The 13148-nt window shown below is 41.7% G+C and carries 13 protein-coding genes; 12 read left to right on the top strand and 1 reads right to left on the bottom strand.

All coding sequences use genetic code 11. From position 1 onward, the window contains the following. Positions 1 to 68 precede the first annotated feature (68 nt). Both AM506_RS08790 and AM506_RS08785 read left to right on the top strand, forming a co-directional pair. Complete coding sequence (locus AM506_RS08790) at positions 69 to 1142, top strand: NAD(P)H-dependent flavin oxidoreductase (protein WP_060672109.1); 1074 nt, start codon at positions 69 to 71, stop codon at positions 1140 to 1142. Between the two features lie 198 nt (positions 1143 to 1340). Further along, complete coding sequence (locus AM506_RS08785; protein ID WP_060672108.1) at positions 1341 to 2030, top strand: hypothetical protein; 690 nt, start codon at positions 1341 to 1343, stop codon at positions 2028 to 2030. A gap of 35 nt (positions 2031 to 2065) precedes the next feature. Here the strand turns inward: AM506_RS08785 and AM506_RS08780 are convergent, their stop codons facing one another. After that, a complete protein-coding gene (locus AM506_RS08780) occupies positions 2066 to 2545 on the bottom strand; it encodes a hypothetical protein (RefSeq protein ID WP_060672107.1) in 480 nt (159 codons plus the stop codon). A 94-nt stretch (positions 2546 to 2639) separates the two neighbouring features. Between AM506_RS08780 and AM506_RS08775 the strand changes: the two genes are divergently transcribed. The 10 genes from AM506_RS08775 (at position 2640) to AM506_RS08720 (ending at position 13143) form a co-directional block, all read left to right on the top strand. Next, positions 2640 to 3227, top strand: coding sequence for a vWA domain-containing protein (locus AM506_RS08775; RefSeq protein WP_152968556.1), 588 nt, complete (start codon positions 2640 to 2642; stop codon positions 3225 to 3227). 252 nt (positions 3228 to 3479) lie between these two features. Next, entirely contained in the window at positions 3480 to 4655 is a 1176-nt protein-coding gene (locus tag AM506_RS08770) for a TraB/GumN family protein (protein WP_060672106.1), read from the top strand. Between the two features lie 97 nt (positions 4656 to 4752). Continuing rightward, on the top strand, positions 4753 to 4950 hold the full coding sequence (locus tag AM506_RS08765; protein WP_060672105.1) for a hypothetical protein: 198 nt from the start codon (positions 4753 to 4755) through the stop codon (positions 4948 to 4950). Between the two features lie 93 nt (positions 4951 to 5043). Beyond that, entirely contained in the window at positions 5044 to 5571 is a 528-nt protein-coding gene (locus AM506_RS08760) for a histidine phosphatase family protein (protein WP_060672104.1), read from the top strand. A 1140-nt stretch (positions 5572 to 6711) separates the two neighbouring features. Next, positions 6712 to 7533, top strand: coding sequence for a M55 family metallopeptidase (locus tag AM506_RS08745; RefSeq protein ID WP_060672102.1), 822 nt, complete (start codon positions 6712 to 6714; stop codon positions 7531 to 7533). A 15-nt stretch (positions 7534 to 7548) separates the two neighbouring features. Continuing rightward, a complete protein-coding gene (locus tag AM506_RS08740) occupies positions 7549 to 8481 on the top strand; it encodes an ABC transporter permease (protein WP_060672101.1) in 933 nt (310 codons plus the stop codon). After that, positions 8481 to 9434, top strand: a complete 954-nt coding sequence (locus tag AM506_RS08735; protein WP_060672100.1) for an ABC transporter permease — start codon at positions 8481 to 8483, stop codon at positions 9432 to 9434. Before AM506_RS08740 ends, AM506_RS08735 begins: the two co-directional genes overlap by 1 nt. Positions 9435 to 9439: 5 nt before the next feature. Continuing rightward, on the top strand, positions 9440 to 10453 hold the full coding sequence (locus tag AM506_RS08730) for an ABC transporter ATP-binding protein (protein ID WP_060672099.1): 1014 nt from the start codon (positions 9440 to 9442) through the stop codon (positions 10451 to 10453). Positions 10454 to 10495: 42 nt separating this feature from the next. Further along, positions 10496 to 12121, top strand: coding sequence for a peptide ABC transporter substrate-binding protein (locus AM506_RS08725; RefSeq protein WP_060672098.1), 1626 nt, complete (start codon positions 10496 to 10498; stop codon positions 12119 to 12121). Between the two features lie 95 nt (positions 12122 to 12216). Next, positions 12217 to 13143, top strand: a complete 927-nt coding sequence (locus AM506_RS08720; protein ID WP_082386289.1) for a S66 peptidase family protein — start codon at positions 12217 to 12219, stop codon at positions 13141 to 13143. Positions 13144 to 13148 lie beyond the last annotated feature (5 nt).

Here is a 13148-nt window from a genome sequence, read left to right as displayed (position 1 = left end):
GAACACGCTTTCATTTGACATAATTTAATATAGAAAACCTTATATATGAATGAAACAGGAGGGAGAATATGTGGTATCAAAACGATGTTTCAAAGAATCTGGGAACAAAATATCCTATCATCCAAGCAGGAATGGCTGGAGGGGTCACAACCCCTAAACTGGTTGCTTCTGTATCAAATTCCGGGGGTCTCGGGACGATTGGAGCGGGGTATATGTCTGTTTCGGACCTTACTGAATCGATCAAACAAGTAAAAAAGCAAACGAATCTTCCTTTTGGGGTGAATCTTTTCATTCCCGAGTCACCGGAATATAGTGAAGAACAGTTAAACCAAATGCAAAGATTGCTGAAACCTTTTATGAAAGAGTTGAATCTATTCAATGATGAACCATTCAGTTTAAAACAAATTGATCTTGAAAGACAGATCGAAACGATCATAAAGGAACGAGTGCCTGTCTGCAGCTTTACATTTGGGATTCCCTCAAAGGAGATTATGAAAGAACTGAAAAAAGAAGGCATTACAGTGATTGGAACTGCGACGACGGTGGAAGAAGCGTTGATCAATCAAGAATGTGGAGTCGATTTGATCGTTGCACAGGGAAGCGAAGCTGGTGGACACAGGGGTACATTTCTTGGTACATACGAAGAATCGATGATTGGGACGTTCTCACTTATTCCACAAGTAGTGGATGCTGTAGAAGTACCGGTTATTGCTGCTGGGGGAGTAATGGATGGAAGAGGCGTGATAGCCGCACTTGCTCTGGGTGCAAAAGGTGTTCAGATGGGCACAGCTTTTCTTACAAATAAAGAAAGCGGAGCAAAAGACATACACAAAAAAGCTATTTTACAAGGGGAAGAGACAAGTACAACCATCACATCTGCATTCAGCGGAAAACCGGCAAGGGGCATGACAAACTCATTCACAAACATAATGAAAGAGTATGATAATCGAATCCTTCCTTACCCTGTGCAAAACGCGTTGACAAAAGAAATGAGAAGGGAAGCAGGCAACCAACATAACTCTGGACTCATGTCACTATGGTCCGGTCAAAGCCCGCGGCTCAGTAGAGACATTTATGTGCATGAACTGATTGATTCCCTGGTAACAGAAGTGGAAAAAGAATTACATAGATTGACTAGATAATGACGGTAATAGTCGGTTTCTACACCGCTTACTCATCTTTAGTCCCATTATCCCAAATCCTGTTTTCCCATTATTTAACCTTGTAATACTTTCTAGCAAAGGTATAATTTTGATATAAGGAAAGCGCGTTTTTATTTAATATAAATTTTCATAATAATTAAAATTCATTTTTCGAAGTGCATTTTCTAGGAGGTTCACATGAGAGAAATTTTACCGGGATCCATATTGTCTCACGTTCAATACGGATATCAAAAAGTTCCTAAGAAAGTTAAAAGTCAGTGTCCAAACTGCTCTAAGACCAGTGAATTTGTGCTGAAAGCCAATTTCTATCAAGTGAATAAGACAGGATTATTCGCAGAGGCAAACTGCTCGGAGTGTAGGAAACCCGCTGTTTTCGTCATCATGTTGAATGATGATTCGATTCATCTCAGGGAGGAAGCGGCTCTATATATTTATGATCCACTTGCTACAAACGGGCCTTTAGACCAGATCCAGGGGAATAAACGGATTCCCCAGGACCTTGTCCGTTCGTACCGTTCTGCATTGAATGTAAGCCAATCCAAGGATAACTCCGCAACCGCCGTGATGTCAAAACGTGTCTTAGAGAGTGTTCTGAAGAATTTCAATGGTGATAAATCAGCAGGGCAATCCTTGTCTGAGCAATTCGATCAGCTCCCTAAAAATGTTGATCTGTCAAAACCGATCCAGGCGCTCAGCCATCTTGTTCATCCAAATTCAGCATTTTACGAAATGTTGGAATTGGAACGGGAAATCGACGATGAAACTGCCGGTTTGCTCATAGAGTTATTGGAAGGCTTGATCGAATATCTTTATGTACTTCCAGAAAAAATTGAAACGTTACAAGAGAGAATTGAAAAGAAATATTAGGGGAGTAGAGTGCCGTTTCTAGCACTCTACTTTTTTTATAAAGGTTTTAACCCGATAGAATACAATGCTTGATTCACGTCATCGATGTCATAAATTTTCTTTTCTAAACAAAATTGAATCACGAGATCGAATCGGTCACTGTCTGAAAGGGAGAAACCGGCTGCATTCAATAGTTCCCCTGTGTCTTCCTCAGACAATTGCAGAGATAGACACAGTGCCACCACCGTCCGTTTGCCCGGTTTATAATCAGGAAGCGACCTTATTTTGGAAAAATGCTTTCGGTCTACTCCTGCTTTTTTGTATACGGAAGCATCTGTCATACCCAATCCATCGATATGCTGAAATAACCTTTCCGAAAAAGACGCTGAATGGTGCATCTCAATAAATTCTTCCAGCTCACTGGAGTAAATTTCATCCCCTAAGAGGGGTTCTGATTTATGTATATCATATATTCGGAATTCCCTGTTTGCCTCCACAAATTCAAGAAGTTCCTGCAAAATATGTTCATTAAGCACGCTCTCACCTCCAATTGTCGCTTTCTAAGCGACCCATCCCATACCCTTAGTGTTTATGATTATATCAGAAACAATAAAGAGAGGATGAGTAAAATTGAAAAGTAATTACACAGAAATCATTTTCTTATTAGACAGAAGCGGATCGATGAGTGGACTTGAACATGAAACGATTGGGGGTTATAACTCTTTTATTGATAAGCAGAGTAAATTAACTGGTCAAACTCTTGTTACTACCGTTCTTTTTGATGATAAGGTCGAGCAGTTATGGAGTGGGGTGGAGGCATGTAAAGTAAGGCTTACGAAGGAGGATTATTTTGTAAGGGGGAGTACTTCTTTAATGGATGCGGTCGGAAAAACAATCCTTGATGTAGGTCATCGCTTATCGAGGAGGGAGGAAAGGGAACGACCTGATAAAGTCATCTTTGTTATCACAACCGATGGGATGGAGAACTCGAGTGTGGAGTTCTCAGCAAGCCAGGTGAAGGATCTTATCAGTCATCAGCAGGAACGGTATATGTGGGAATTCATCTTTCTCGGAGCGAATATCAATGCTGCAGATGAAGCAATGAATATCGGTATCGATATCGGGAATGCGTATCAATTTGAGGCTTCTTCTAAAGGGGTTGAAGAGATGTATGATGTGGTCAGTGAAGCTGTGCTTGAAAAGAGAATTAAATGGTAATCATGATGTTGGGGTCCCGTCTATTGGATGGGGCTTTTTCGTTATGAAAATTCAGCCGATAAATCAGACAGATAGCATTCAACACATCCAAAACCCTGCCTATCATCACCCCAATCCACATTAGCCTAGCATCAGAATCAAGATCTTTCACGTTTCTGATCAGAATTTATTTAAATTTTGCCAAAACTAGTTTATCATAGTGAGGTAGATTCAATTTATTCGGAAGTCAACGGAATTAAAGGAAGGTACACGATGATAACAGAAAACGAAAAGAATATTACGAGAATACATATGGATGGGAAGGAATTCATTCTCATCGGAACCGCTCATGTGTCACGTCAGAGTGCTGAGCAGGTAAAAGAAGTAATAGAAGCTGAACGCCCGGACACGGTTTGTGTAGAGCTGGACGAACCGAGGTATCAATCCATTGTCGAAGGAGATAAGTGGAGGGACACCGACATATTTCAGGTGATTAAGGATAAGAAAGCCACATTACTGCTCATGAACCTTGCCATTGGATCCTTCCAGCGAAGAATGGCCAAACAGTTCGGCATCAAACCCGGACAGGAAATGATTCAGGGCATCGAATCTGCGAAAGATTTAGCCGCAGAACTTGTCCTTGCTGACCGTAACATCCAGGTGACATTTTCCCGGATATGGAACAGCGTAGGTTTCAGCGGGAAAGCCAAGCTATTGACCCAGATCATATACAGTATTTTCAGCACTGATACGATTACCGAGGAAGAACTTGAAAAAATCAAATCACAGGATATGCTTGATTCGATGTTAAATGAATTCACCCAAGTATTTCCTAAACTGAAAACACCTCTGATTGATGAACGTGACCAATACCTGGCACAAAAAATCAAGGAAGCACCTGGTAAGAAAATCGTAGCTGTCCTTGGTGCTGCGCACGTTCCTGGTATCACGCAAGAAATCCATAAGGAACATAACTTAGAAAAGCTCAATGAACGGCCAACGAAATCAAAATGGCCAAAAATCATCGGGTGGACGATCCCTGTCATGATCCTCGCCGTCATTGCCTACACGTTCATTTCAAATCCAGATGCAGGCATACAGCAGGGAATCAGTTGGATATTGTGGAATGGGGGATTCTCTGCCCTGGGGGTAGCCATTGGCATGGGCCATCCATTAGCCATATTAACTGCATTCGTCGCAGCGCCTATCACTTCACTGAATCCGCTACTCGCTGCGGGTTGGTTTGCAGGGTTCGTTCAAGCCTATTTCCGCAGACCCAATGTCGGTGACTTTGACTCTCTTCCTGAAGATGTTCTGAGCATAAAAGGATTCTGGAGAAATAAAGTAACCCGCGTCCTTCTCATTGTCGTACTTGCGAATTTAGGAAGTACACTGGGAACGGTCATTGGAGGAGCAGACGTCGTAAGACTATTTTTGGAAAATATTTAGAAACAAAGTGAGTCATCCTGCTGGATGGCTTATTTTTTTCGGGGTAATTTTTGGGATATTATGTTAAAATGGGTATACAAAAGCTGTGGAGGGGATTATGATAACTGAATTCATCAATCGATACGCCCATTGGCTCCTTCTTCTCATCACAGGATTGAGTGTAGGGATGGGATTTACAATTCTTACATCTTCGGTCCAAGGAATCATTGCAGGCATATTCGGATTAGTAGGATTCTTGGGTATTACATATCTGGTCATTCATATGGAAGTGCAGAAGAGAAAGAAGGGAAAATAATAAAATTGATAACATCAGACTTAGTAAGTCAAAAGAACAGTTTGAGCAGTTGAGTTTTCAATTGAATAATGTCCAAATGCAAGGAGGGGTTACATGATATACGTTATAAGACACGGCCAAACGGATTTGAATAAAGAAGGAAGATTGCAAGGAAGAAGAGGACTTCCTTTAAATAAAGTAGGCGTCAGACAAGCCGAAAGTTTAATAAAACAATTAAGTCATATTACCTTCGACTACGTTTTTTCATCTCCACAGAAAAGAGCACAACAGACGGCTGAAATTGCTACAGGGATGTCATGCATCACAGACTCCAGGTTGGATGTATATGATTTAGGGGAGGCAGACGGACTTTTGAAAAGTGAGGTAAAAATGGCTGGACCATTGCCTGATTCATCTTACTATAATGGTGTGGAGACTCCTAAGGAGTTCGTGAAAAGGATACAACACTTTATGACAGAACTAGAAACACTCTATGGAAAAGAAAATAGAAACATTTTAATTTCCGGCCATAGATGTACAACAGGTGCAATAGGTGCTTTTTTCAAAGGAATTCCGGAGGATCAAAATATTTTGAAACTCTCATCCGATAATGGAAAATATAAACAGTATGAATTCGTATAAATCAAGATGTTCAAAAACAAATAGTTTTCCAAAAGATGCGAATGACCGAGTTGAAAGCAAGAGACCTAAAATTGTTAGTATCACCTACGTTTTCAAAAAAGATCTTTGGGTAAATAGTAGTTAACCTTTACCCGCAACCTTGTAAGGAGAGAATAATAGGGGCTGTGAATATCATTGCTCAATATACATGACAGATACTCCATCGTTTTGTATCAAACTTATATAGCAAAAAAACAGGCATCCCGTCATTCTCAGAAGGTTACAATTCAAATACTTTCTCAATATACAGGGTTCTCTGAGGAGATCATTCTCGAAGCACTCGAATTCGGAAAGGTATCACCTGATTATCTTTTAAGATAATCACCTACGTGTAAAGGTCTAAGAAAATTATTTTCTCCTCCAAGGTTGACTTATCATTGATTTATTCATTTTTGTTACATAATTAAATTTTGAAGAATATATTGAAAAAACAAGCTTATATTTATTATAATAACAGAAAGGATTTATAGAGGAGGATCTAATGGACACCCACAGGAGTAAAAGAATCTCAAAGTTATACAGAAAGTTAATTACTTCTGATGCAACGCAAGCTTTCCTTATTTATAAAGGCCTAGATGAGACAACGAAAGCAGAATTACTTGATTTAGTGGCAGAGATGGGCTCTCAACACTCAGAAAAATTGATGAATAAAATAAGCTAACATACATGTACCGAGTTTAAGACCTGGAGAGATGAGTACTCCAGGTCTTTTTCTTATGGAAGTCTTAATATGATCGACGTTTATCAGCGAAATAAATAATATATCAATAAAATATAGCTAAGTCTAATGTCCTCCACCTGATACTTTTCTTCAATGATATTTGACATATACACAGAAAAAGAGTGCGGTGTGATTTCGATTAGGAAATCCATCGTAATTTTTCATTCCCAACCGATTTCATGATTCCATTCTACTACTTTGTCTTCCTTTAAGGAGAGAGATCCAGTTGGAAAATATACGTTTATAGTTCATAATTCCTTTTTTTATGAAAACAGGAATATATTCCTTTTTATTCAAAAAATTATTGTAATTAAATGCTATAATAATTATAATATTAAGAAAATTTAATAAATATTTCCTGAGAAAGGAGGGCCTACTTTATGAACGTCTATGTGTCGGTTGATATGGAGGGAATAACAGGCCTGGTGGATCACACCCATGTGTCATCAGATAAGCATAATTATGAACGCGGAAGGATCATTATGACAGAAGAGGCGAATGCCGTTGTGACTGCTGCCTTTGATTCAGGCTGCAAGGAAGTGTTGGTGAATGACAGTCATTCACAAATGAACAATCTGTTAATAGAAAAATTGCACCCTGAAACGAAACTGATATCTGGTGGAGTGAAACCATATTCCATGGTTGAAGGACTGGATGATACGTTTGATGGGGCTTTTTTTGTTGGTTATCACGCCAGGGCTTCCATGAAGGGCGTGTTGTCACATTCCATGATCTTTGGGGTGCGAAACATGTTCATCAATGATGTAGCCGTTGGTGAACTGGGATTCAATGCATATGTTGCAGGTTACTACGGTGTTCCTGTATTAATGGTTGCCGGGGATGATCAGGCTGCACAGGAGGCAGAAGCATTAATTCCCAATGTAATAACTGCCGTGGTGAAGGACACGATTTCCCGTTCTGTTGCGAAGAGCCTTACCCCTGAGAAATCAAAACAATTATTAAAAAAGAAAACAGAAGAAGCAATACATAATAAAAACGTACAACCACTCACGCCACCGAAACATCCATCTTTACGTATTGAGTTTGCAAATTACGGACAGGCGGAGTGGGCAAGTCTCATGCCGGGAACCATTCATGAAGTAGATTCAACGATTGTGAGATTTGAGGCCAGAGATATCCTTGAAGCATATAGAGCCATGCTGGTCATGACTGAACTCGCGATGAGAACAACATTCTGTTAGGAAGTGTGAGATTTAATGAGTACATATTTGTTGAAACGACTACTGGCCATGGTCATTACCCTCTGGCTGATTGTGACGTTAACGTTTTTCCTGATGCATACCATTCCCGGGTCCCCTTTCAATGAAGAAAGGAATACGAGTGAAATGGTACAACAAAATTTAGAAGCTCATTATCATTTGAACGAGCCGTTGATGGTGCAATATCTCTTATATTTAAAGTCGCTTATCTCATTGGACTTTGGTCCATCTATCACTCAGCCATCGCAAACGGTGAACGATTTGCTTGGGAGGGGATTTCCGATTTCATTTGAACTCGGGATGACAACTCTCATCATCGCTGTGCTTTCAGGAATTATCCTCGGGGTTCTGGCAGCCCTTAGACATAATGGAATCATTGACTATATGGCGATGACATTTGCCGTACTTGGAATTTCGATCCCGAATTTCGTCATGGCGACTTTATTGATTCAACAAGTGGCTGTAACTTGGGGAATCCTTCCCGTCGCCACATGGACAAGCTGGCGACATATGATTCTACCGACCCTTGCATTAGCCACAGGACCGATGGCCATCATCGCCCGACTTACCCGATCAAGTATGCTGGAAGTACTGACGCAGGATTATATACGGACAGCACGCGCTAAGGGATTGTCACCATTCAAGATTGTTATTAAGCATGCGTTAAGAAATGCATTGCTACCGGTGGTCACTGTCCTGGGTACACTTGCTGCTGGAATCTTGACAGGAACCTTCGTTATTGAACAGATCTTTGCCATTCCGGGTATGGGAAAATACTTTGTCGAAAGTATCAATCAACGTGATTATCCCGTCATTATGGGAACAACGGTCTTTTATAGTGCCTTTCTTATTGTCATGTTATTTTTAGTTGATTTGGCATATGGTTTCCTTGATCCGCGGATTAAGTTACATAAGAAGGAGGCGAAATAATGGGGGTTCCAAAACAACAAGAGCCACTCGTGACTCCAGACGTCAGGGATGAATGGTTCACACCCAAAAAGAGGAATAAAGAGGATGCAGAAGCAGTGGTGAGACCGAGTCTTTCCTATTGGCAGGATGCCTGGAAGCGCCTCATGAAAAATAAACTGGCCATGCTTGGGTTAGTATTCCTAACTGCATTAATCATAATGGCAGTCGTCGGGCCGCTTATTTCTCCACACGACGTCACTAAGCAAACACTGTCAAATCAAAATCTGCCGCCTTCTGGTCAACACTGGTTTGGTACGGACGATATGGGAAGAGATGTATTTACCCGTACATGGTTTGGAGCACGGATTTCGTTGTTCGTAGGTTTCATGGCAGCGCTTATCGATTTTGTAATCGGGATTGTATACGGTGGGATTTCCGGTTATAAAGGGGGAAAAACGGATAATGTCATGATGCGCATTGTTGAAATACTATACGGCTTACCTTATCTGCTTGTCGTTATTCTATTGATGGTAGTAATGGGGCCGGGTCTCTTGACGATCATCGTTGCCTTAACGGTGACCGGGTGGATCGGGATGGCCAGGATCGTAAGGGGACAGGTGCTTCAGATTAAGAACTATGAATTTATTTTAGCTTCAAAAACATTCGGGACAAAAACCGCAAGAATCATCAGAAAGAATCTGCTTCCCAATACGATGGGACCGATTATTGTACAAATGACATTGACGATACCTAGCGCGATCTTTGCTGAAGCTTTCTTAAGCTTCCTTGGACTCGGCATTCAAGCGCCCTATGCAAGCTGGGGCGTGATGGCCAATGACGGGTTATCTACAATCCTCTCAGGATACTGGTGGCGTTTATTCTTTCCTGCACTATTCATTTCATTGACTATGTTTTCATTCAATGTGTTGGGAGACGGGTTACAGGATGCACTGGATCCAAAATTAAGGAGGTAATCACCATGAGTGAAGTTTTATCTGTACAAGATCTCCACGTCTCCTTTACAACCTATGGCGGAGAGGTCAAGGCGGTCAGGGGAGTAAGCTTTGATTTACATAAGGGGGAGACGTTGGCGATTGTAGGCGAGTCGGGCTGTGGAAAGAGTGTGACTTCACAGAGCGTTATGAGGCTGATCCCAAATCCACCCGGAAAAGTGACCGGGGGCAGGATCCTGTTTAAGGGAAGAGACCTTTTAAAGATAACCGAACCTCAAATGAGGAAAGTTCGGGGAGCCGATATTTCCATGATCTTTCAGGATCCCATGACGGCACTCAATCCCACTTTGACCATTGGTGAACAAATCATGGAAGGGATTTTGCAACACAACGATGTGTCCAAGAAAAAGGCGAAACAAAAAGCGATTGACATGCTGCAACTGGTGAGTATTCCAAATCCGACCGAGAGACTAAAGCAGTATCCTCACCAATTCAGTGGAGGAATGCGGCAGCGAATTGTGATTGCCATGTCACTTGTATGTGAACCTGATGTCTTAATTGCGGATGAACCGACAACAGCTCTTGATGTTACCATACAAGCCCAAATACTTGAATTGTTTAAAGAGATTCAGAAGAAGAAGGGTGTGTCCATTATTTTAATCACGCATGATTTAGGGGTCGTGGCTCAAGTAGCTGATCGAATTGCCGTCATGTATGCAGGGAAAATAGTAGAAAAAGGAAACAGGAGAGAAATTTTCTATCGCCCACAACATCCGTATACCCAAGGGCTACTGAGATCTGTCCCAAGACTTGATCTTGATGGGGAAGATCTGATACCGATTCCAGGTTCTCCGCCTGATCTATTTTCTCCGCCTGTTGGGTGCCCATTTGTTCCACGTTGTGAGAAAGCGATGGAGGTATGCGACCGTGTGTATCCCGTAAAGACACAATTATCGAATGAACACCATGTCGACTGCTGGCTTCAGGATAAACGAGCCAACAAAGTCAAGCTCTCATCGGTCAGCTTAACCATTCGTTAAAATGATCGTTTGATAGAAAAATAGGGTAAGAGGGGGAAAATCATGAAAAAGCTATTATCAGTCTTTCTAGTGGGGATGCTCCTGTTCATGCTGGCAGCTTGTACGGCCACCAAGGATGCAGGCAGTGAGTCAAGCAGTGGGGACAATAAGAAAGAAGACGCAGGAAAGGTCCTTCACCTGAATAATGGAGCGGAACCAACGTCGTTCGATCCACCAATCGGTTTTGATTCCTATTCCTGGACAGCATTGAACAACTTAATGGAAGGGATGACCCGTCTAAATGCCGATCATGAACCTGAAGCTGCCATGGCTGAAAAATGGGATGTCTCGGAAGATGGGAAAGTATATACCTTTCACATTAGGGACAACGCCAAATGGTCTAACGGTGATAATGTCTCTGCCGGAGATTTTGTATTCGCATGGAAACGCCTATTAAATCCAGACACAGGTTCACCAGCAGCTTTCCTAGGATATTTCATTGAAGGTGGAGAGGCCTTCAACACTGGTAAGGGTTCAGCGGATGATGTAAAAGTGGCGGCGAAGGATGAGAAAACATTCGAGGTCACACTGACAAGTCCACAAGCCTATTTCTTGAGCGTCATTGCAAATCCAGCATTCTTCCCGATCAATGAAAAGGTTGCTACTGAGAATCCTGAATGGTTTGCAGAAGCGGATACTTTCGTTGCCAACGGGCCGTTCAAACTGACGGAATGGGAACATGACAGCCATTTCGTCATGGAAAAGAATGATCAATATTGGGATAAAGATTCAGTGAAATTGGATAAAGTTCACTGGGCAATGGTAAACGATACAAATACGGACTACCAATTATACAAAACGGGTGAACTGGATACAGCGGACGTACCGGCGGATTTAAGCAAACAGTTATTCGAGGAAGGCAAGGTAAACGTTGAAGACCAGGCCGGAACGTACTTCTATCGTTTCAATTTAGAAAAAGAGCCTTTTCAAAATCAAAACATCCGTAAAGCATTCGCCATGGCTGTCGACCAACAGCAAATGGTTGACTTTGTAACAAAGAATAAAGAAAAACCAGCTTACGGATTCGTTTCAAAAGGATTTAAAGATCCATCTGGCAAGGACTTTCGTGAAGCAAACGGAGACTTGGTGACAACTGATGTGGAAGAAGCGAAAGCCCTCTTGAAAAAGGGGATGGAAGAAGAGGGATACGACAAACTACCGGAAGTCACTTTAACATACAGCACAAGTGATACTCATCAAAAAATTGCTGAAGCTCTTCAACAAATGTTCAAGGAAAACTTAGATGTCGATGTGAAATTAGCCAATATGGAATGGAACGTATTCCAGGATGAACAAAAGGCTTTAAAATTCCAATTATCACGGAGTTCATTCTTAGCAGACTATGCAGATCCGATTAACTTCCTGGAAAACTTCCAGACAGGACACTCCATGAACCGTACGGGCTGGGGTAATGAGAATTATGACAAGCTGATCCAACAAGCAAAGAATGAAGCGGATGAAGGAAAACGATTTGAAATGATGTATGAAGCAGAGAAAATTCTAATGGATGAAATGCCGATCATCCCGATTCATTTCTACAATCATGTGTATCTGCAAAATGAGGATGTGACAGGCATCGTTCGTCACCCGGTCGGCTACATGGAATTAAAATGGGCTGATAAAAAATAAGGATATGAAAAAAGGATGAGTGGAGGGACGCGTCGGCGCACTTTATGGCCATGCGTCCACTCCCTCTTTTTCTACGAAAGGGGTCTGGAACGTATATGATGAAACCTTCTAAACTGAAAAAAGGGGATATTGTAGGAGTCATAGCTCCTGCCAGCCCTCCCAAAACGGAACCGTTAAAAAAAGGGATCCGTTTCCTTGAAGAATTAGGATTAGATGTAAGGGTAGGGGAATCGGTACATAAGAAATATGGGTACTTAGCAGGTAAGGACACGGAAAGGATAGAAGATATCCATAGGATGTTTGAAGATCAGGATGTGAAAGCCATTTTCTGTGCATGTGGAGGTTTTGGAACGGGACGTATCGTTTCCAGATTGGATTTCGAACTGATCCGTCAAAACCCTAAAATTTTTTGGGGGTATAGTGATATTACCTTTTTACATACGGCCATTCATCAACAAACGGGGCTCGTGACCTTCCATGGACCGATGCTAAGTTCAGATATCGGACTCGAGGACGTTCATGAAGCCTCAAAGGAATCGTTCCGACAGTTGTTTCAAACGGAAGATATTGACTATACGTATGACAAACCCAAACTGGAAACGGTTGTGGAAGGCGTAGCGACCGGCCCCGTGATCGGTGGGAATCTCACGCTGCTTGTAAGCACATTAGGGACTCCTTTCGAAGTGAACACCAAAGGAAAGATCCTTTTTATTGAAGATATTGATGAGGAGCCATATCAAGTCGACCGAATGGTGAATCAATTGAAGATGGCCAATAAATTCAAAGATTCTTCCGGAATCATCATTGGTGACTTTAAGAACTGCGAGCCTAAGAAACGCGAACGTTCCCTGACTCTTGATGAGGTTCTGACAGAACATGTCACAAGTGCCGGAAAGCCTGCATTAAAAGGATTTAATATCGGACATTCTTCGCCGAATATTGCGATTCCGGTGGGCAGCATCGGAACAATGAATACAATTGATCATTCATTTAAAATCGATTCAGGTATAAGCGGGGGGTGAGAGAC

The sequence above is a fragment of the Rossellomorea vietnamensis genome, from assembly GCF_001305855.1.
GTDB lineage: Bacteria > Bacillota > Bacilli > Bacillales > Bacillaceae_B > Rossellomorea > Rossellomorea vietnamensis_A.
This window is presented reverse-complemented; position numbering and strand designations above follow the sequence as displayed.